Annotated in this window: 24 protein-coding genes; 18 read left to right on the top strand and 6 right to left on the bottom strand. The window is 64.9% G+C overall.

Features of this window, described 5'->3' with window-relative positions:
* Positions 1-446 precede the first annotated feature (446 nt).
* Complete coding sequence (locus FJ980_RS23605; protein WP_140546144.1) at positions 447-896, top strand: universal stress protein; 450 nt, start codon at positions 447-449, stop codon at positions 894-896.
* Between the two features lie 107 nt (positions 897-1,003).
* On the opposite strand, the gene FJ980_RS23610 is transcribed toward FJ980_RS23605, so the two are convergent.
* A complete protein-coding gene (locus FJ980_RS23610; RefSeq protein WP_140546145.1) occupies positions 1,004-2,020 on the bottom strand; it encodes a D-alanyl-D-alanine carboxypeptidase family protein in 1,017 nt (338 codons plus the stop codon).
* A 415-nt stretch (positions 2,021-2,435) separates the two neighbouring features.
* Between FJ980_RS23610 and FJ980_RS23615 the strand changes: the two genes are divergently transcribed.
* The 3 genes from FJ980_RS23615 (at position 2,436) to FJ980_RS23625 (ending at position 4,810) form a co-directional block, all read left to right on the top strand.
* Positions 2,436-3,542, top strand: a complete 1,107-nt coding sequence (locus FJ980_RS23615; protein WP_140546146.1) for a hypothetical protein — start codon at positions 2,436-2,438, stop codon at positions 3,540-3,542.
* Positions 3,543-3,704: 162 nt separating this feature from the next.
* The gene (locus tag FJ980_RS23620) at positions 3,705-4,331 is read left to right on the top strand and encodes a nucleoside triphosphate hydrolase (RefSeq protein ID WP_140546147.1); all 627 of its coding nucleotides are present in this window, start codon (positions 3,705-3,707) and stop codon (positions 4,329-4,331) included.
* Positions 4,332-4,483: 152 nt separating this feature from the next.
* A complete protein-coding gene (locus FJ980_RS23625; RefSeq protein ID WP_140546148.1) occupies positions 4,484-4,810 on the top strand; it encodes a hypothetical protein in 327 nt (108 codons plus the stop codon).
* Between the two features lie 416 nt (positions 4,811-5,226).
* On the opposite strand, the gene FJ980_RS23630 is transcribed toward FJ980_RS23625, so the two are convergent.
* From FJ980_RS23630 to FJ980_RS23640, 3 genes are all read right to left on the bottom strand, one after another.
* A complete protein-coding gene (locus FJ980_RS23630; protein WP_140546149.1) occupies positions 5,227-5,931 on the bottom strand; it encodes a glutathione S-transferase N-terminal domain-containing protein in 705 nt (234 codons plus the stop codon).
* Positions 5,932-6,064: 133 nt separating this feature from the next.
* Complete coding sequence (locus FJ980_RS23635) at positions 6,065-7,273, bottom strand: beta-ketoacyl-[acyl-carrier-protein] synthase family protein (RefSeq protein ID WP_140546150.1); 1,209 nt, start codon at positions 7,271-7,273, stop codon at positions 6,065-6,067.
* A 4-nt stretch (positions 7,274-7,277) separates the two neighbouring features.
* Positions 7,278-7,532 (bottom strand): acyl carrier protein, encoded by a 255-nt coding sequence (locus tag FJ980_RS23640; protein WP_041003067.1) that lies wholly within the window; start codon positions 7,530-7,532, stop codon positions 7,278-7,280.
* Between the two features lie 204 nt (positions 7,533-7,736).
* On the opposite strand from FJ980_RS23640, the gene FJ980_RS23645 reads away from it, so the two are divergent.
* Genes FJ980_RS23645 through FJ980_RS23665 form a run of 5 tightly spaced genes read left to right on the top strand, consistent with a single transcriptional unit; the run spans position 7,737 to position 10,141 of the window.
* Positions 7,737-8,618 carry an urease accessory protein UreD gene (locus tag FJ980_RS23645; RefSeq protein ID WP_140546151.1) on the top strand — a complete coding sequence of 294 codons (882 nt, stop codon included), beginning with the start codon at positions 7,737-7,739 and terminating at the stop codon, positions 8,616-8,618.
* 21 nt (positions 8,619-8,639) lie between these two features.
* Positions 8,640-8,942: an urease subunit gamma gene (locus FJ980_RS23650; protein WP_041003069.1), complete on the top strand. Its 303-nt coding sequence runs from the start codon at positions 8,640-8,642 to the stop codon at positions 8,940-8,942.
* Positions 8,943-8,954: 12 nt separating this feature from the next.
* A complete protein-coding gene (locus FJ980_RS23655) occupies positions 8,955-9,209 on the top strand; it encodes a DUF1272 domain-containing protein (protein WP_140546152.1) in 255 nt (84 codons plus the stop codon).
* Between the two features lie 25 nt (positions 9,210-9,234).
* Positions 9,235-9,828 carry a HupE/UreJ family protein gene (locus tag FJ980_RS23660; RefSeq protein ID WP_140546153.1) on the top strand — a complete coding sequence of 198 codons (594 nt, stop codon included), beginning with the start codon at positions 9,235-9,237 and terminating at the stop codon, positions 9,826-9,828.
* A gap of 7 nt (positions 9,829-9,835) precedes the next feature.
* Positions 9,836-10,141 (top strand): urease subunit beta, encoded by a 306-nt coding sequence (locus FJ980_RS23665; protein WP_140546154.1) that lies wholly within the window; start codon positions 9,836-9,838, stop codon positions 10,139-10,141.
* A 20-nt stretch (positions 10,142-10,161) separates the two neighbouring features.
* On the opposite strand, the gene FJ980_RS23670 is transcribed toward FJ980_RS23665, so the two are convergent.
* On the bottom strand, positions 10,162-10,590 hold the full coding sequence (locus FJ980_RS23670) for a hypothetical protein (protein WP_246676524.1): 429 nt from the start codon (positions 10,588-10,590) through the stop codon (positions 10,162-10,164).
* 171 nt (positions 10,591-10,761) lie between these two features.
* Positions 10,762-11,139 (bottom strand): hypothetical protein, encoded by a 378-nt coding sequence (locus FJ980_RS23675; RefSeq protein ID WP_140546156.1) that lies wholly within the window; start codon positions 11,137-11,139, stop codon positions 10,762-10,764.
* A 164-nt stretch (positions 11,140-11,303) separates the two neighbouring features.
* Here FJ980_RS23675 and ureC point away from each other — a divergent pair, with 164 nt between their 5' ends.
* From ureC to FJ980_RS23720, 9 genes are all read left to right on the top strand, one after another.
* Entirely contained in the window at positions 11,304-13,019 is a 1,716-nt protein-coding gene (gene ureC, locus FJ980_RS23680; RefSeq protein WP_181181294.1) for an urease subunit alpha, read from the top strand.
* Between the two features lie 32 nt (positions 13,020-13,051).
* Positions 13,052-13,486: a hypothetical protein gene (locus FJ980_RS23685; RefSeq protein WP_140546158.1), complete on the top strand. Its 435-nt coding sequence runs from the start codon at positions 13,052-13,054 to the stop codon at positions 13,484-13,486.
* Between the two features lie 25 nt (positions 13,487-13,511).
* Complete coding sequence (locus FJ980_RS23690; RefSeq protein WP_140546159.1) at positions 13,512-14,105, top strand: hypothetical protein; 594 nt, start codon at positions 13,512-13,514, stop codon at positions 14,103-14,105.
* Positions 14,106-14,162: 57 nt separating this feature from the next.
* On the top strand, positions 14,163-14,768 hold the full coding sequence (locus tag FJ980_RS23695; RefSeq protein ID WP_140546164.1) for a glutathione S-transferase family protein: 606 nt from the start codon (positions 14,163-14,165) through the stop codon (positions 14,766-14,768).
* Complete coding sequence (locus FJ980_RS23700) at positions 14,765-15,346, top strand: urease accessory protein UreE (RefSeq protein WP_140546160.1); 582 nt, start codon at positions 14,765-14,767, stop codon at positions 15,344-15,346. The genes FJ980_RS23695 and FJ980_RS23700 overlap by 4 nt, the downstream gene beginning before the upstream one ends.
* The gene (locus FJ980_RS23705; RefSeq protein ID WP_140546165.1) at positions 15,339-16,010 is read left to right on the top strand and encodes an urease accessory protein UreF; all 672 of its coding nucleotides are present in this window, start codon (positions 15,339-15,341) and stop codon (positions 16,008-16,010) included. The genes FJ980_RS23700 and FJ980_RS23705 overlap by 8 nt, the downstream gene beginning before the upstream one ends.
* On the top strand, positions 16,007-16,447 hold the full coding sequence (locus FJ980_RS23710) for a DUF3995 domain-containing protein (protein WP_140546161.1): 441 nt from the start codon (positions 16,007-16,009) through the stop codon (positions 16,445-16,447). Before FJ980_RS23705 ends, FJ980_RS23710 begins: the two co-directional genes overlap by 4 nt.
* A complete protein-coding gene (ureG, locus tag FJ980_RS23715; protein WP_140546162.1) occupies positions 16,444-17,076 on the top strand; it encodes an urease accessory protein UreG in 633 nt (210 codons plus the stop codon). Before FJ980_RS23710 ends, ureG begins: the two co-directional genes overlap by 4 nt.
* Positions 17,077-17,158: 82 nt before the next feature.
* A complete protein-coding gene (locus tag FJ980_RS23720) occupies positions 17,159-17,926 on the top strand; it encodes a class II aldolase and adducin N-terminal domain-containing protein (protein ID WP_140546163.1) in 768 nt (255 codons plus the stop codon).
* Positions 17,927-18,056 lie beyond the last annotated feature (130 nt).

Below are 18,056 nucleotides of genomic sequence, written 5' to 3' on the forward strand. Positions count from 1 at the left end.
TTCTTGTGATTGGGCGCCGCTTCGCCTGCCGCCGTACACAATTGTCGGTGGTGGCGCAGCCCCCCACTCCGTCTCGGCTTCGCCGATCCACCTCTCCCCCGCTCCGCGCGAGGGAGAGGAAAGGGCGCGGCGCTATTACCTCTCCCCTACCTCTTGGTGGAGGAGAGGTGGCTCGGGCGAAGCCCGAGACGGAGTGGGGGAGCGCCGGCCACGATTATTCGCGCGGCCGGTGACAAAATCTGGAGCAGCACGCCGCCTCCAATCCGCACAGGCCGCACATGAATAAGCCCCCTGGCGCAATCGTCTCCGCCGCCTGGCCTTGATCCAGATCAAGCTGGCCCCTGTGGTGGGCCTGATAGGCTGACTATATCGAGATCAGGCCTGACCGTTCAGGCTCCCGCCACCTGGGCCGCGCGCAGCGCCCCGCAAATGAGGGACCGCCACCCATGTACAAGAAAATCCTGATCGCCACCGACGGCTCGGAGCTCGCCCAGAAGGGCGTCGTCCACGGGCTTGAGCTGGCCAAGGGGCTCGGCGCCACCGTCATCTTCGTCACCGTCTCCGAGCCGTTCCCGACGCTGGCCTGGGGCGGCGCCATGGCGGGCTATGTCGCCGCCGACGAGCTCACCAATTACGAGGAAAGCGCGCGCAAATATGCAAGCGAGGTGCTCGACAAATGCAAGGCCGAAGCCGATGCGAAGGGCGTCGCCTCCAAGGGCATCCACGTCGAGAACAAGGCGCCGGCCGAGGCGATCCTCGAGGTTGCGGGCGCCGAGGGCAGCGACCTCATCGTCATGACCTCGCACGGCCGCCGCGGCCTCGGCCGCCTGGTGCTCGGCAGCCAGACGGCGGAGGTGGTGTCGCTGACGCAGATCCCGGTGCTGGTGGTTAGATAAACGGTTGGTGGGGCGACGCCTGCCAATGAGGTCGTCATTCCAGGGTCTGCGCGCGTCGCTTCGCTCCTTGCTCCGCCCTAGAATGATGAGCCGACACGGGCGCCGCTCTACTGCGCCGGCAGCAGCAGCGGCGAAGTGGGCGACGCCAAATCCGGCGACGGCAGATCGGACGCCGGCTGGCCAGCCTGCATCGACGCAGGGGTCGCGGAGCCCGGTGCCAGCAGCCCTGGCAAAGCCGAGTCCGGCGGCGCCATGCCGGGCAACGGCGAGCTCGGCTGCTGCCCGGAATACATCAGCCTGGGCTGGCCGGCATCGGCGATCGCCGGCCCCATGCTGCGCTGGATCAGCGCCTCGACATGGTCGTTGCGCTGGCGTGCGCTGTCGGCGCCCATCACCACCACGATCAGGTGCCGCCCATCGGCATTGTAGGAGGTGACGATGTTGTAGCCGGAGGCACGAATGTATCCGGTCTTGATGCCGTCGACGCCACGCACGCGGCCCAGCATGTCGTTGTGGCCGCGCACCAGCCGGCCGCGGAACATGAAGTCGCTTTCCGAAAAATAGTGGAAGTGCTGCGGGAAACGGTGCTCCAGCGCCATGCCCAGCACCGCCATGTCGCGCGCCGTGGTCACCTGGCCATCGTCGGGCAGGCCGCAGGCATTGCGGAAATTGGTGGCGGTCATGCCGAGCTGGCGCGCCTTCGCGGTCATCATGGCGGCGAACTGGTCCTCTGAGCCGCCGCCCAGATACTCGCCCACCGCCACCGCCACATCGTTCGCCGACTTCACCACCATGGCGCGGATGGCGGAATCGACGTCGATCGTCTCGCCGCGCCGGAAGCGCAGCTTCGTCGGCGGTTGCGAGGCGGCGTGGTCGGAAACCGGAATCTGCGTCTGCTTGGTGACGCGGCCGGACTCCAGCGCCTCGAACAGCATGTAGAGCGTCATCATCTTGGTCAGCGACGCGGGATAGCGCTGCGACCTCGAATTGACCTCGAACAAGGTCTTGCCGGTCGAGGCATCGACCACGATCGCCGCATATTTCTGCGGCTGCGCCGGGACAGCGAGCACGCTTTCCGGCGGCGCGGCCGTGGTGCAGCCGGCGACGAGCAGGAGCAGGGTCATCGCGGCGATGAGTTTCTGAAGGAAAGGGAAGGGACGGGGCAAGACGGTTCTAAAGCTGTTGCTGAGATGCGGCGAAGCTAACGTACCGCATATGCCGCGTCCAATGGGTTAACGGCGGCAATAAGGCATTTGCCCAGGTTTTGGAGGTTCGAGCTGTCGCCGAAGCTGCCAGTTTCCCCCTTGCGGGACCCCTTGTGGGGAGGATCGATCCGCGTAGCGGATCGGGCTGGGGGTCGAAAGAATTCTTTCTTTGAGCCCCACCCCGTCGACCGGTCTCCGCTTTGCTCCGACCGCTCGCCGACCCTCGCCACAACGGGGAGGGTGAGGAACTGATGCAAATTGCCAATCGCCCCGCTTGCGCATCCGCCATCGCGCAGGCTTTTCTTGCGCCCGAAAGATTCGGGGAGAGGTATTCATGGACACGCTCACCATCGGCGCAAAGGGCATCTCGGTTTCGCTCGATCTCGCAGTCGGTCACATTAGTGCCATGGAGGTCGAGGCCGAAGGCCGCCTCCTGAAGCCCCTGCACCGCGCGCCTTGGGTCGGCTCGCCGCGCGAGACATTGCCCGCGAACCTCCCCGAAGGCACGGTGCGGCTCTCAGGCGACTTTCTCTGCGCACCTTTCTCCACCAGCGACGTCGAGACCGCGCCCCTGCATGGCTGGCCGGCCAACAGCGAGTGGGACGTCGTCGACAACGGCGCGGTTCCCGGAGGCTGGCGCGCCGTCTTCCGGCTGCGCCGCAAGGTCATGGGTGCCACTGTCGACAAGGTCTTCACGCTGCGCGACAGCCATCCTTTCCTCTACCAGGAGCACATCTTTTCCGGCGGCGCCGGCGCGATTTCCGTCGCCCATCATCCGATGACTGCGATGGCGGGCGGCGGCCGGCTCGCCTTCTCGCCGAAGCGCATGGCCGTCACGCCGCCGATGCCGCCGGAGCCCGATCCGGCGCGCGGCCGCTTCATGCTGGCCTATCCGGCTCGCGCCACCGACCTCACAAAGGTCCCGCTCGCCGCCGGCGGCACAACCGACCTCACCGACTACCGCATGGAGGACAGGCGCGAGGATTTCATCACCCTGGTCGAGGCGGATCACAGCGGCCCGGGCTGGACGGCGATTGCCCGCCGCGCCGAGCAGGATCTGGTTCTGGTGCTGAAGAACCCGGCCGAGCTGCCGGTCACCATGTTGTGGTTCTCGAATGGCGGCCGCGACTACGCGCCCTGGAGCGGCCGTCACGTCGGCGTGCTCGGCGTCGAGGATGGCCGCGCGGCCGTCGGCCACGCCGCTTCGCTCGGCGACAACTGGTTGAAGCATGAAGGCGTGGCCACAGCCTTTGCGCTCGCCGGAGGACGGTCGGTGTCGTTCCGCCATATCATCGGCGCGGTTCCGTTCGCGGACGTGGAGCCGCCGAGCGGCTTGGAATCGGCGCCCGACCGCCTGCGTGTCCTCGCTGCCGGCGGGGCAGCGCGGGAGGTGCCGTTCGACGGCGGGTTCCTGCGCATCGGCCGCTCGGTTCCTGATTGAGACCTCGGCCAGCGGCCTGAGAGTTCGTCATTCCAGGGCGACGAGGATGGACACCTCGCCTAACCTCGAAGGTGCGCAGGCCGCCTAAACTTCGGAACGAGGTTTGAATTTTCCGCCGACACCCGCCAAGATGTCGGCTGAACCGCAGCCGGAAAGCCGCCGATGTCCGAGATCGCCCATATCACAGCCGCCATCTTCAAGCGCGCCGGCGGAGCCAGGCGCTTCGTCGTCGCCATTGCCGGTCCGCCCGGCTCCGGCAAGTCGACACTGTCCGCTGCATTGCATGAGCTGCTGCCGGAAGGCACATCCGAGGTCGTACCGATGGACGGCTTTCATTATGACAATATCATTCTCAACCGCCGCGGCCTGCGACCCCGCAAGGGCGCGCCGGAAACGTTCGATTTCGCCGGTTTCGAGACGCTCTTGAAGCGCATCCGCTCGGGCGAGCCCGATATCGCGATTCCCGTGTTCGACCGCAGCATGGAACTGTCGCGCGCGGCGGCCGAAATCGTCGGCACCGACACCAAGTTTATCCTGGTCGAGGGCAACTATCTGCTGCTCGACGAGGAGCCGTGGTCGCGGCTGGCGCCTTTGTTCGATTTCACCATCTTCGTCGACGTGCCGAGGGCTGAGCTCGAAAGCCGCCTGATGGAGCGCTGGCGCGAGCACGGCAAGTCCGACGAGGACGCCCGCGCCTGGATTGCCTCCAACGACATGCCCAACATCGAGCGGGTGCTGGCGCGGCGCCGGCCGGCCGATATGGTCGTTGGTTCCTTGGTTATTGGTTAACCTGCTCAATTTTCAATATTTTCCGGCGGGAACTTTAAGGTTTTCAGGCCGTTATGACGCTATCCCGAATTGTCCGGCGCCGGAGCAATTCCAGGAAGGCGGGCGAACGCTTTCCCTCCGAAACTGCGAACCGAGAATGCAGGAGCCGTCAGATGGCAACGAACAGCAGAAAACCCGTGGCCAAGAAAAGCAGGGCCAACCAATCCAGGGCAACGCAGGCCAAGGCCGGCGCCGGCCCCGCGATCGCGGAGCGGTCGAACGATGCCAAGCCGGCTTTCGGTAAGGCGGCGCCGAAGAAAGTGACGCCCGGCGCGGCTCACAAGGTCGCAGCCAAGAGCGCGAAACACGCCAAGTCCCCGGCAAGCAAATCGGGACCGATCCGCACCGTGGCCAGCGTCGCCACAGGAGCGGTCGTCGCCACCGCGCGGCTAGCGGCCTCCGTGTTCGGCCGCGGCGGCGCCAAGGCCAAGGCGAAGTAGGCCCTTTACGCGATTCCGGACGGCGAAGTCGCCGAGCCGAACCTTCGCGATTGGCCACACGACAACTCGGTCGTCATTCTAGGGCGGAGCAAGGAGCGAAGCGACGCGCGCAGACCCTAGAATCCATGCCGCGACGCTAGAGCGTTGCTGCGGTTACAGAATTCTGGACCGTTGCACTCTACGGCAAGGGCCACGGCATGGATACTCGGGTCAAGCCCGAGTATGACGACGACACGGGGGGTTCGGCTAATCTCCAACGTGGGCGCTAGCCGCCCGCTTAGCCCGCCGCCACCTTCAGCCAAAGCGCCTTTTCGCCGAGCGTCGAAACCAGCCCGGCATGGGCCGCGATCGACCTCAGTTAAGCGCCCGCAGGGCTTTTTTGTTGCGCCCACCACTGCACGTTTCCCGAAGCTGCCTCAGCCCTTCGTCGGGATGGTGAGCCCCCTCTTCACCGCCGGCCGTGCCAGGCCGCGCTCCAGCCACTCGGCAACGGTCGGGAAATCGTCGAAACCGACCAGCTCGCGCGCCTCGTAGAAGCCGATCAGGTTGCGCACCCAGCCCAGCATTGACACATCGGCGATGGTATAGTCGTCGTCCATGATCCACTTGCGGCCCTTCAGGCGCGTTTCCATGACGCCGATCAGCCGCCGCGACTCGTCGCGGTAACGCTCCAGCGGCCGCTTGTCGGCGATCTCGCGGCCGGCGAATTTGTGGAAGAAGCCGACCTGCCCGAAGATCGGGCCGATCGCCGCCATCTGGAAGAACACCCATTGGATCGTCTCGTAGTGCCGCGCCGGATCGGCGGGAATGAGCTTGCCGGTCTTGTCGGCCAGGTAGAGCAGGATGGCGCCGGATTCGAACAAGCCGATCGGCTTGCCGCCCGGACCGTCCGGATCGATGATCGCCGGTATCTTGCCGTTCGGATTGAGCGACAGGAATTCCGGCGTCCAGCTCTCATTCTTGCCGATGTCGATATAATGCGGCTCATAGGGCAGGCCGATCTCCTCCAGCGCGATCGACGCCTTCACGCCATTGGGCGTCGTGGCGGAATAAAGCTGCAGGCGCTCGGGGTGCTTGGCCGGCCAGCGCTTGGCGATCGGAAAGGCGGACAGGTCGGTCATCGGAAACTCCGGATGCGGATCGGCGGCGGGCGGCGCTCATGGCGGGTCAGGAAGAACTAGGACCCCGGCCGGCCGGGATCAATACACCGGCAAGCGGCTTGGCATGGACACACAGTCAACCGGTCGGCCGCGGTCAGACCGCCTTGAAGGCCAGCACTGCATTGGTTCCGCCGAAGGCGAAACTGTTGCTGAGCGCCGCGCGCACCTTGCGCTCGCGCGCCGTGTTCGGCGTCACGTCGAGATCGCAATCCGGGTCCGGCTCGCGGTAATTGGCGGTCGGCGGCACGATGCCGTCGCGGATCGCCATCACGCAGGCGATCATCTCCAGCCCGCCGGAAGCGCCGAGGCAATGCGCATGCATCGACTTGGTCGAGGACACCGAAAGCGAACGGGCATGCTCGCCGAAGACGCGCTTGATCGCCGCGGTCTCGATCTGGTCGTTGGCCTTGGTGCCGGTGCCGTGCGCGTTGAGGTAGTCGACATCTTCCGGACCAAGTCCGGCATCCGCCAGGCAAAAACGCATTGCCGCTTCCGGTCCCTCGATTGTCGGCGCGACGATGTCGGAGGCATCGGCCGAAAGTCCGACGCCGGCGATCTCGGCCAAGATGGTGGCGCCGCGCGCCATCGCGTGATCGTAGCTTTCGAGCACCGCCATGCCGGCGCCTTCGCCGAGCACCAGGCCGGCGCGATCGGCCGAGAAAGGCCGGCAAGTGTCGGGCGAAAGCACCCTGAGCGCCTCCCAGCCCTTCAGCACGCCCCACACCAGCGGCGCTTCGGTGCCGCCGGCGACCATCACGTCGGCGCGGCCGAGCCTGATCTGGTCGACCGCCGAGGAGATCGCATGGTTGGCCGACGAGCAGGCCGAGGTGGCGCCGAAAACAGGGCCGCGCAACCCGAGATTCATACTGACCTGGCCGGCGGCCGCGCCCGGCATCACTTTCGGCACGGTGAAGATGGCGGCGCGGTTGCGCCCTTCGAGCAGGATGGCGCGGTAATTCTCCTCGATCGTCTCGAAGCCCGCGACGCCGATGCCGACGATTGCGCCCATCCGGTAGGTATTGTCGGCATGCGCGGTCAAGCCAGATTGTCGCATGGCCTCCCGCGCCGCGATCACCGCCAGCAGGCTGAAGCGGTCCATCGACACGACCTGCTTGCGGTCGATGCCGTGGTCCGGCAATTGCTTGATTTCGCAGCCGGTCTTGACCTTGAGGTCATGCAGCGACGGATTGTCGATAGAGCCGATGGCCGAGCGGCCGGCGCGCATGGCGTCCCATATCGCTGCCGCATTGTTGCCGAGCCCGCAAATCCCGCCAATACCGGTGATGACGACGCGTTTTTGCATGCAGTCAGGCTTTTTTCGCGATCAGTTCGCGAACCGCCTCGACCATGTCGCCGACGTTCTTGAGATTGCTCCAGGCATCGACCGTGTTCATCTCGATCTCGATGCCGTACTTTTCCTCGAGATCGAAGATGATCTCGGTCAGCTCCAGCGAATGGATGCCGAGCGTGCCGAGATCGGTGCTGGCGGTGATTTCCTCGCCGCCGGTATCGGCATGCGCCTTGATCTTTTCGATGATCTCGGTCGTCAGCTGGTCAGCCATTCGGTTCCTTCCCTGTCGTTGCCCGACGCCAACTGATCAGCGCCTCTTTTTTTGATCCCCGGACCCAACAAACGCCGTTGCCCTTGCCTCGCCAGGCACCGCGCGACCGCTCCAAGGTGGCTTCCCTCTATAGAAACCGAAACGATGTCAAGCAACAAGCGATATCGACAAAGCCGCCGGAGTGCTTAACCTGGGATCGTGGACATGATCGGCAACACTTTGACATCCCAGCCTGCCTCGCCTTTGGCCGCCCCTTCCTTGCCTGCCGCGCAACGTGTTGCCGGCCTGGGCAGGCTTTTCTGCGGCAAGAGCGGCGGCCGGACGCGCCTGCGGCGGCTCTACCAGGACGGATCGGCCAAGATCCGCCTGCCTGCGGTGCAAGGCGATCCGCTCGAGGCGGTGCTGATCAACACCGCCGGCGGGCTGACCGGCGGCGATCGCCTCGGCTGGACGGTCGAGGTCGGCGCAGACGCCTCCGCCGCCATCACCACCCAGGCCTGCGAGAAGATCTATCGCGCCGCCGCCGACAGGGCCGAGACAAGCGTCAGCCTGCGGGTCGGTCCGGGCGGACGCGTCGCCTGGCTGCCGCAGGAAACCATCGTTTTCGACCGCGCCGCCTTCGCCCGCACGCTGGATGTCGAGCTTGGCGACGATGCCGAGGCATTGGTGCTGGAAGCCACGCTGTTCGGCCGGCTGGCGATGGGTGAGCGGACGACCAATGGCAGTTTCCATGACCGCTGGCGGGTCCGCCAGGGCGGCGCGCTGATCCATGCGGAGGATTTCCGCGTCGGGCCGGATATCGCCGCAACGCTCCAGCGGCCGGCGGCGACCGGCGGCGCGCTTGCCGTCGCCGCATTGCTGCTGGTGTCGCCGCAGGCGGAAAGTCTGCTGGAGCCGGCCCGCGCCATCATCGGCGACCCCGCCATCGGTGGTTGGGGCGGCGCCAGTTTCTGGCGCGTCGGCCGATCTGGCAAGCTTCTTGCGAGGCTTTGTGCCGGCGACGGCTACCAGCTCCGCAAGCGGCTGGTTCCGCTCGTCGAACTGCTCAATGGGCGGGCGGGCCTGCCTAAATTGTGGTCACTCTGATTTCGATTGCCGGGACGTTGCATGAACCTGACGCCGCGTGAAAAAGATAAGCTGCTGATCGCCATGGCAGCGATGGTGGCGCGCAAGCGGCTGGAGCGCGGCGTCAAGCTCAACCATCCCGAAGCCATCGCCCTGATCACCGACTTCGTCGTCGAAGGCGCGCGCGACGGCCGCCCGGTCGCGGAACTGATGGAGGCGGGTGCGCATGTCGTCACCCGCGCCCAGGTCATGGACGGCATCGCCGAGATGATTCACGACGTTCAGGTCGAGGCGACATTTCCCGACGGCACCAAGCTGGTGACCGTGCATGAACCGATCCGGTGAGGAGGAATACAGATGCTGGAGCTCAGGCCGAATTGCGAATGCTGCGACAAGGATCTGCCGCCGGAAGCGACCGATGCGCTGATCTGCACCTTCGAGTGCACCTTCTGCGCCGACTGCGTGGACAGTGTGCTGGGTGGCGTCTGCCCCAATTGCGGCGGCAATTTCGCGTCGCGGCCGATCCGGCCGGCGGCCAAGCTGACGAAATATCCGCCGTCGACCAGGCGCGTGCTCAAGGCCGAAGGCTGCGGCCCGCGCAAGGCCGCTTAACAGGTCAATTGGAAAGGGCAGAAAGATGATCTCCGCTTCGACGAAACGCAGCGCGCTCGCCGTCATCCTGTTGCTGGCAGTCGCCATGCCGGCCTACGCCCATGTCGGCGAAGGCACGACCTCGTCCTTCGCCGCCGGCTTCGCGCATCCGCTGTCCGGCCTCGACCATATGGCGGCCATGATCGCCGTCGGCGGGTGGGCGGCGCTGACGGGCGGCAAGGCTATCTGGGCCTGGCCGCTGGCCTTTGTCAGCGTGATGTTGGCCGGCGGCGCGCTCGGCATGCTGCATGTGCCGGTGCCTTTCGTCGAGCCGGCTATCCTCGCTTCCGCCATGGCGCTCGGCCTGCTGATGACATTGGCGATTGACCTGCCGGTCTCGACCGGAATCGCGGTCATCGGTCTGTTCGCGCTGTTCCACGGCCATGCCCATGGCACCGAAGTGCCGGAAAATGCCGGCGGGCTGCAATACATTGCGGGCTTCGCCGCCGCGACGGCCCTTCTCCATGCCGTGGGCATCGCGGCGGCCCTCAGCCTCGGCATGCGCTTCCGCGGCCTGGGGCGCGCCGCAGGTGCGGCTTGCGCGGCGGTCGGCGTCGGTCTCGCTTTCGGCGTGTTGTGAGGGCGCGATGATCCCCGGCGAAATCATCGCGGCCAAAGGCGAGATCGAGCTCAACAAGGGCCTGCCGACCGTCACGCTCAAGGTCGCCAACAGCGGCGACCGGCCGATCCAGGTCGGCAGCCACTATCATTTCTTCGAGACCAATGAGGGCCTGAAATTCGACCGCGAACGCGCACGCGGCATGCGGCTCGACATCGCCGCCGGAACCGCTATGCGCTTCGAGCCCGGGCAGGAGCGAGACGTCACGCTGGTGCCGCTGGGCGGCAAGCGCGAGGTCTATGGTTTCCAGCTCAAGGTGATGGGCAAGCTGTGACGTCCGCTGCTGCGCTCAAATCACTTCGGCGGCTTGGCGGCGGCATAGATGACGACCTTCCCCGGATTGTCGAACTCTACGGCGAGCACGTCCTCGGCCTGCACGCGCCGCGAATCGATCGCGTTGAAGAGCAAGGCGTTCGCCTCGATCTCCTGGCGCAGTTCGGCGACGTCCTCCTGATGCTGCTTCACCTTGTTCTCTATCGCCGGCGGCGGCCCGCCCTCGCTGCGCGCCGCGTCGGTCAGGAACACGATGTCGACCGTATCGAGCTTGGTGGTCTTGCGCACCGTGCCGATGTTGTCGCGGGTGCGGTCGATGGCCGTGATGACCTTTCCGGCCTCCGTCGAGGAAAGCGCCTCTTCCTGCCGGACATCGGAATCGACGATTGCCGCGGCAGGCTTGTCGTTGTCCAGCGGCTGCGCCGCGGACGCCGCATGGGGTGCAGCCATGAAAAGCGTGGCGGCAACCGCGGAACTCCATCTTTTAAAACGCGGGGCTTTCGCCATCGCTCGCTCCTGACTGAACTCGTGGCGGGGCGAAAACAGCGAAACGGTCCTGCTTGGCCGGAGGTTCCCTTCAAAAGCCGGCAGGCGGACCGTGAGGCCCGCCCTGGCCTGCGATCAGCTCGCCTTCTTGGTAATCAGCGTCAGCGCGCCATTGGGCTGCATGCTTGCGGCGATCACCTGCGCGGAGCTCATGCCCTTGGCTTCGAGCGCGGATTTGACCTTGGGCGTGGCGTCGATCGACTTGCGCAATGTCTGCAGGCCGGCATCGCCGCGCTGCGCCACGATCTGGTTGACCTGCGTCTGCGTGTCCTTGGGCAGTTCGGTAATGTCGACGACATTGACGCTCTGGATCGCGGGCGCCGCGGACTGGGCCTTCGGCGCGGCGGGCGCGGTCGGGGCGGGACTGGGCTGCGGCGTCGGCTGCTGCTGGGCATTGGCAGTGCCCGCCATCAACGTGGTGGCGGTTGCGGCGAGAAGAATCGCTTTGAGCATGGATATTCCTTCCATCGGTTTGGCAAACGGTCCTTTTGGGCTGACCGGGGCACCTCAACCGCCAAATGGGAGCGCAAGGTGTTCCTAAGCGGGTCATTGCGTGACCATTGGGTGGCGACAATGTGCACCTCGCGTTCATTCAACCTGAATTTCGGGAGCAATCGCTGATGGCCATGATAAGCCGCGCCGCCTATGCGCAGATGTATGGACCGACGGTCGGCGACAAGGTGCGGCTTGCCGACACCGAGCTCTTCATCGAGGTGGAGAAGGACCTCACCGTTTACGGCGAGGAAGTGAAATTCGGCGGCGGCAAGGTCATCCGCGACGGCATGGGCCAAAGCCAGGTGACGCGGGCCGGCGGCGCGGTCGACACCGTCATCACCAGTGCGCTGGTCGTCGATGCGCTCACCGGCATCGTCAAGGCCGATATCGGCCTGAAGGATGGCCGCATCGCCGCCATCGGCAAGGCCGGCAATCCGGACACGCAGGCTGGCGTCACCATCATCATCGGCCCCGGCACCGAGATCATCGCCGGCGAGGGCAGGATCCTGACGGCCGGCGGCTTCGACGCGCATATCCACTTCATCTGCCCGCAGCAGATCGAGGAAGCGCTGATGAGCGGCGTCACCACCATGCTTGGCGGCGGCACCGGCCCGGCGCATGGCACTTTGGCCACCACCTGCACGCCGGGACCCTGGCACATGGCGCGCATGATCCAGTCCTTCGATGCCTTTCCGATGAATATCGGCCTGTCGGGCAAGGGCAATGCGTCAAAGCCGGCGGCGCTTGAAGAGATGGTGCTGGCCGGCGCCTGCTCGCTGAAATTGCATGAGGATTGGGGCACGACCCCGGCCGCCATCGATTGCTGCCTGTCGGTTGCCGACGATTACGACGTCCAGGTGATGATCCACACCGACACGCTGAACGAGTCGGGCTTCGTCGAGAACACGGTGGCGGCCATCAAGGGCCGCACCATCCACGCCTTCCACACCGAGGGCGCCGGCGGCGGCCACGCGCCCGACATCATCAAGGTCTGCGGCCTGCCCAATGTCATCCCGTCCTCGACCAATCCGACCCGGCCGTACACGGTCAACACCTTGGCCGAGCATCTCGACATGCTGATGGTCTGCCACCATTTGTCGCCGTCGATCCCGGAGGACATCGCCTTTGCCGAAAGCCGCATCCGCAAGGAGACGATCGCCGCCGAGGACATACTGCACGACATCGGCGCCTTCTCGATCATCTCCTCCGACAGCCAGGCCATGGGGCGGGTCGGCGAGGTGGCGATCCGCTGCTGGCAGACCGCCGACAAGATGAAGCGCCAGCGCGGCGCGCTGCCTGACGAGACCGGCGACAACGACAATTTTCGCGTCCGCCGCTACATCGCCAAATACACCATCAATCCGGCGATCGCGCATGGCCTGTCGAAGGAGATCGGCTCGATCACGGTCGGCAAGCGCGCCGATCTGGTGCTGTGGAACCCGGCCTTCTTCGGCGTCAAGCCGGAGATGGTGCTGGTCGGCGGCTCGATCGCCGCGGCCCCAATGGGCGACCCGAATGCCTCGATCCCGACGCCGCAGCCGATGCATTACCGGCCGATGTTCGGCGCCTATGGCAAGGCCCTGACCAATTCATCGGTGACCTTTGTCTCGAAGGCCGCTTTCGATACCGGCCTGCAGGGCAGGCTGGGCGTCGACAAGGCGATGATTGCGGTCGAGAACACCCGCGGCGGCATCGGCAAGCATTCCATGGTGCTTAACGACGCCACACCGCATGTCGAGGTCGATCCCGAGACCTACGAAGTGCGCGCCGACGGCGAGCTGTTGACCTGCGAGCCCGCGACCGTGCTGCCGATGGCGCAGCGGTATTTTCTGTTCTAGGTTTGGTGCGCCCACAAGGTATTGGACGCATCATGAATGAACAAAAGAAGTTGGCGTTGATCTCAAGGATGGGCGCGCTGCGGGAATATAATGGCGGCTTCGCCCCGGTCGCTATGCCGCTTGTTACACTGGAAGAGTACTTTGATGGGGCTGAGGGTGAAGCCGGATTGCTGTGCAACAGCCCGGAAGAGCCAGACAACGATACGATTCTCGCGGCATTCGAATCGATACGAAAAAGACCTGAGGTTCACGACGTTCGGATAGGAATCGTGCAGTGCGATGATGGAGAATGGCCGTTCTCGGACAAGGTCGTCGTTACAACGCGCGCCAGCGAAGAGGACGTCGTTGGCTGGCTGCCGTCAGGGTTTGAACCGGATGAAATCTGGGAAGGCGATGTAGATCACCTCCCTACGGAGCAGATTGAAGTTCCGGCGGGCTACCGCAAGCTATGGCTCTGGTATGACTAACCGCAACGAACGGGTCTGTTCGTAGATGCCCACCGAAATAGCCTCTCCGCACGACATCTTCCCGCATATCCGCATCGTCATGGGCATGGTGATCGGCCTCGGCGTCACGCGGCTGCTTTCGGGAACGGCCCGCATCGTCCAGCACCCCGGTCAGTACCGGCTCTACGCGGTGCACCTCGCCTGGGTCGCCTCGGTGCTGTTGATGCTGGTGCACTTCTGGTGGTGGGAGTTCGGCCTCTACGCCATCGAGAACTGGACCTTCGGCAAATATCTTTTCATCATCTTCTACGCCATCACGCTGTTCCTGCTCTGCGCGCTGCTGTTTCCGGATTCGATGCTCGATTACACCAGCTACGAGGACTATTTTTACTCGCGCCGCGGCTGGTTCTTTGGGCTGCTGGCGGCGACGTATCTGCTCGACGTGGTCGACACGTTGCTCAAAGGCGCCGAGCACTTTGCCCGCTTCGGCAATGAGTATCTGTTCCGAACGCCGGTCTTCGTCGCGCTCTGTGTCGTCGCGATCCTGGTGCGCGACCGCCGCTTCCACATCGCCTTCGTCGCGGCCGCGCTGATCTATCAGATATCGTTTATCCTGCGGCTCTTCGACACCATCGTGTAAGTGGCATTGGGCGGATGCTTGCATTGATCTAGGATTGGGGAAATGCAGGGTTCAACCATGTACAAGGCCGTCGGATCGCGCGGCTCCCGGGTCAGCCGGGTGCTCTGGATGCTCGAGGAGCTCGGCCAGCCCTATGAGTTCGTCGAGGTGAAGCTGCGCTCGCCGGAGGCCTATGCGCTCAACCCTTCCGGCAAGGTGCCGATCCTGATCGACGGCGACCTCAAGGTGACCGACTCGGCGGCGATCTGCGTCTATCTGGCCGACAAGCATGCCGATAAAGGCATGGGCGCCAATCCCGGTTTCGCCGGCCGCGCCGAGATGGACTCCTGGATGCATTTCGCCCAGAGCGAATTGGAAGCGCCGCTTTGGAACAAACTGCGTCATCGCTTCCTGCTGCCGAAGGACTTGCGGGTCGATGTCGGCCCGGCCGCGGCCTATGATTTCGCATCCGAAATAAAGGCGCTGGATCGGCGGCTTAGCGACAAGCCCTTTGCGCTGGGCGACCGCTTCTCGGCCGTCGATGTGTTGCTGGGCGATATTGGCGGCTGGGCTCGTGCCGGCCGTTTTCCGATCGAGTCCCAGCGCGTCAACGCCTATTTCGACCGAGTCCTTCAGCGCCCCGCTCGTGCCCGTGCCCAAGCTAATGGCGGAGCCATGAAATGAAGCTCAACATCACCACCGATTTCACTAAGTTTCCGCGCGCCGTCTCGGTGCTTGCCGCCGGCGATCCGGCTTTGACCCCGCCCTACGACAAGGCAGTGCTGCCGCATGACGAGCGGCATCTGCGTCGCCGCGCCATCGAGACGGCGGGTGGCGAAAAGGTGCTGGTCGACCTGTCCGAGCCGGTGGCGCTCGGCAACGGCGACCGGCTGTTGCTGGAGGATGGCCGCCAGCTCGAGATCGTCGCGGCACCGGAGGAGGTCTACGACATCCGCGCCCGCGACGCGGTTCATCTGGCCGAGCTCGCCTGGCACATCGGCAACCGTCACCTAGCCGCGGCGATCGAGGCGGAGCGCATCCTCATCCTGCGCGACCACGTCATCAAGGCGATGCTGGAAGGCCTCGGCGCCACGGTGAACGAGGTTTCGCAGCCGTTCAGCCCGGTCCGCGGCGCCTATTCCGGACATGGCAGCGACCACGGCCATTCGCATGACCATCACGATCATGATCATCATGACCATGATCATGATCACGACGATCACGATCACCACGACCACGGCCACCACCATCATCATGACTGAGGAGCTTTCCAGCGTCGCGCTGCTGCGGCTGATGGCCTGGCTGTCGCCTTCCTTCCCGGTCGGCGGTTTCTCCTACAGCCACGGGATCGAGCGCGCCGCGCATGACGGGCTGATCGCGGATCGCGACGATCTCGCCGGCTGGCTGGAGACGCTGGTCGAGATCGGCTCGGGCTGGAACGACGCCGTGCTCTTCGCCGAAAGCTGGCGACGCGGACGTGACGGCGGCGATCTCCAGGAAATAGCGGCGCTGGCCGAAGCGCTTGCCGGGTCGCAGGAGCGGCACATGGAAACCATGCTGCAGGGCACGGCCTTCCTCCAGGCGGCGTCGGCCTGGTCGTCTCGAGCGCTGGAGCGCCTGCTGGCCGATTGCCCCTATTGCGTAGCAGTCGGCGCCGTTGCGGGCGGCAGCGGCATCGGCCTTTCGGAGGCGCTCTCCGCCTTCCTGCAGGCTTTCTTCTCCAACCTCCTGCAGGCGGCAATCAGGTTGGGTGTCGTCGGCCAGGTCGACGCCGTCGCATTGTTAGCCGGCTTCGAACCTCTGGCGCTGGCGACCGCATCGCGCGCCGCCGCTTCCAGCCTGGACGATCTGGGCGGCGCGACCTTCATGTCCGACATCATTGCCATGCAGCATGAGACGCAGTACTCCAGGCTGTTCCGCTCATGATCGTGCTCGCCGTCATCCTCTCCTTCGTCCTGCTCCTGATAACAACGCTGCATGTCTATTGGGGCATAGGCGGCATCTGGCCGGGCACGGACCAGGCATCCTGCGCCCGCGCCGTCGTCGGTTTTCGCGGCGTCGACGAGATGCCGTCGTCATTCGCGAGTTTTGCCGTCGCGGCCTGTCTCGCGCTCGCGACGCTCTGGCCGCTGGCGCTCACCGGCGTCTTTGCGACGCCCTTTCCACGAGAAGGCCTGGCTGCCACGGCATTGATGATCGGCCTCGTCTTCCTCGGTCGCGGCATTGCCGGCTTCACGCCCTGGTGGCGCCGGCTTGCGCCCGAACAGCCTTTCGCCCGGCTCGACCAAAGCCTTTATTCGCCGCTTTGCCTCTTGATCGGGGCAGGCTTCGCAATCCTTGCCATCACGGAGTTTCCGGCATGACATCGAAAAACGGTCCTCTTCGCATCGGCATCGGCGGGCCGGTCGGCTCCGGCAAGACGACGCTCACCGAAAAGCTCTGCAAGGCGCTGCGCGACGATTTTTCGATCGCCGTCGTCACCAACGATATCTACACCAAGGAAGACGCCATGATGCTCGCGCGGCTACAAGCATTGCCCGAAGAGCGCATCGTCGGCGTCGAGACCGGCGGCTGCCCGCACACCGCCATCCGCGAGGATGCCTCGATCAATTTGCGCGCCATCGCTGAGCTGAACAAGAAAATCCCCGATCTCGACATCATCTTCATCGAATCCGGCGGCGACAATCTCGCAGCCACCTTCTCGCCTGACCTCGCCGATCTCACCCTCTACGTCATCTCGGTCTGCCAGGGCGAGGAGATCCCGCGCAAGGGCGGCCCGGCCATCACCCGCTCGGATTTCCTGATCATCAACAAGAGCGATCTGGCACCCTATGTGAACGTCAATCTCGAGGTGATGGAGAGCGACGCCGGCCGCATGCGCGGCAAAAGGCCGTTCGGCTTCACCGACCTTTCGCGCGGCAAGGGTTTGCAGGAAGTGATCGACTTCATCGTCGAGCAGGGAGGGTTGCAGTCGGCGCGCCCGGCGGCTTGATCCGCTGAGCCAGCGTTTATCGGTTGCTGGCAGCCGCCATGCGCGGCATTCTCGGAAAACAAACCCAAGCGGAGGATTTTCGATGAGCCTTGCCCGCCTGCACAAGGAACCGCTGAGCAACCTGCCCTATTATGAGGAGCGGGTCGATCTCGCCGCCGCCTTCCGCTGGACGGCGCGGCTCAACATGCATGAGGCGGTGGCCAACCACTTCTCGCTGTCCGTCAACGACGAAGGCACGAAGTTCCTGATGAATCCCAACCAGGTGCATTTCTCGCGCATCAAGGCGAGCGACCTTTTGATGATCGACGCCAACGATCCCGAGACGCTGTCCGGCCCGAATGCGCCCGACCCGACGGCATGGGGCCTGCACGGCGCCATCCACCGCAACGTCCGCCATGCGCGCTGCGTCATGCATGTCCATTCAATCCACGCCACCGTGCTGGCTTCGCTCGCCGATTCTAGGCTGCCGCCGATCGACCAGAATTCGGCGATGTTCTTCAACCGCCACGTCGTCGACGCCCATTATGGCGGTCTGGCCTTCGAGGAAGAGGGCGAGCGCTGCTCGCAGCTTCTCACCGACCCCAAGGTCAAGGTGATGGTCATGGGCAATCACGGCGTCATGGTCATCGGCGACACCGTCGCCGACACCTTCAACCGCATGTTCTATTTCGAACGCGCCGCCGAGACCTACATCAAGGCGCTGTGGACCGGCCGCCCGCTGCGCACGCTCTCCGACGAAATCGCCGAGAAGACCGCGCGCGAGATGGACGATTATCCCGGCCAGGCCGAGCGCCATCTGGCCGAGCTGAAGGCGATCCTCGACGAGGAAGAGCCGGTCTACCGGAATTGATGCTCCCCCGGCTACGCCATGCACACACCTTCTGTGCCTGGCGTGACTGATCAGGCCGAGGCTTGATTGCCAGGTGGTTCCCCCAATCCGTCGCTGCTTCGCAGCGCCACCTTTCCCCCCTCCGGAGGGA

The organism is Mesorhizobium sp. B1-1-5 (genome assembly GCF_006443065.1).
Lineage (GTDB): Bacteria > Pseudomonadota > Alphaproteobacteria > Rhizobiales > Rhizobiaceae > Mesorhizobium.

Coding starts and splice junctions, on each gene's coding strand:
- FJ980_RS23605 (WP_140546144.1), top strand. CDS start 447: ATGTACAAGAAAATCCTGATCGCCACCGACGGCTCGGAGCTCGCCCAG.
- FJ980_RS23610 (WP_140546145.1), bottom strand. CDS start 2,020: ATGACCCTGCTCCTGCTCGTCGCCGGCTGCACCACGGCCGCGCCGCCG.
- FJ980_RS23615 (WP_140546146.1), top strand. CDS start 2,436: ATGGACACGCTCACCATCGGCGCAAAGGGCATCTCGGTTTCGCTCGAT.
- FJ980_RS23620 (WP_140546147.1), top strand. CDS start 3,705: ATGTCCGAGATCGCCCATATCACAGCCGCCATCTTCAAGCGCGCCGGC.
- FJ980_RS23625 (WP_140546148.1), top strand. CDS start 4,484: ATGGCAACGAACAGCAGAAAACCCGTGGCCAAGAAAAGCAGGGCCAAC.
- FJ980_RS23630 (WP_140546149.1), bottom strand. CDS start 5,931: ATGACCGACCTGTCCGCCTTTCCGATCGCCAAGCGCTGGCCGGCCAAG.
- FJ980_RS23635 (WP_140546150.1), bottom strand. CDS start 7,273: ATGCAAAAACGCGTCGTCATCACCGGTATTGGCGGGATTTGCGGGCTC.
- FJ980_RS23640 (WP_041003067.1), bottom strand. CDS start 7,532: ATGGCTGACCAGCTGACGACCGAGATCATCGAAAAGATCAAGGCGCAT.
- FJ980_RS23645 (WP_140546151.1), top strand. CDS start 7,737: ATGATCGGCAACACTTTGACATCCCAGCCTGCCTCGCCTTTGGCCGCC.
- FJ980_RS23650 (WP_041003069.1), top strand. CDS start 8,640: ATGAACCTGACGCCGCGTGAAAAAGATAAGCTGCTGATCGCCATGGCA.
- FJ980_RS23655 (WP_140546152.1), top strand. CDS start 8,955: ATGCTGGAGCTCAGGCCGAATTGCGAATGCTGCGACAAGGATCTGCCG.
- FJ980_RS23660 (WP_140546153.1), top strand. CDS start 9,235: ATGATCTCCGCTTCGACGAAACGCAGCGCGCTCGCCGTCATCCTGTTG.
- FJ980_RS23665 (WP_140546154.1), top strand. CDS start 9,836: ATGATCCCCGGCGAAATCATCGCGGCCAAAGGCGAGATCGAGCTCAAC.
- FJ980_RS23670 (WP_246676524.1), bottom strand. CDS start 10,590: ATGGCTGCACCCCATGCGGCGTCCGCGGCGCAGCCGCTGGACAACGAC.
- FJ980_RS23675 (WP_140546156.1), bottom strand. CDS start 11,139: ATGCTCAAAGCGATTCTTCTCGCCGCAACCGCCACCACGTTGATGGCG.
- FJ980_RS23685 (WP_140546158.1), top strand. CDS start 13,052: ATGAATGAACAAAAGAAGTTGGCGTTGATCTCAAGGATGGGCGCGCTG.
- FJ980_RS23690 (WP_140546159.1), top strand. CDS start 13,512: ATGCCCACCGAAATAGCCTCTCCGCACGACATCTTCCCGCATATCCGC.
- FJ980_RS23695 (WP_140546164.1), top strand. CDS start 14,163: ATGTACAAGGCCGTCGGATCGCGCGGCTCCCGGGTCAGCCGGGTGCTC.
- FJ980_RS23700 (WP_140546160.1), top strand. CDS start 14,765: ATGAAGCTCAACATCACCACCGATTTCACTAAGTTTCCGCGCGCCGTC.
- FJ980_RS23705 (WP_140546165.1), top strand. CDS start 15,339: ATGACTGAGGAGCTTTCCAGCGTCGCGCTGCTGCGGCTGATGGCCTGG.
- FJ980_RS23710 (WP_140546161.1), top strand. CDS start 16,007: ATGATCGTGCTCGCCGTCATCCTCTCCTTCGTCCTGCTCCTGATAACA.
- ureG (WP_140546162.1), top strand. CDS start 16,444: ATGACATCGAAAAACGGTCCTCTTCGCATCGGCATCGGCGGGCCGGTC.
- FJ980_RS23720 (WP_140546163.1), top strand. CDS start 17,159: ATGAGCCTTGCCCGCCTGCACAAGGAACCGCTGAGCAACCTGCCCTAT.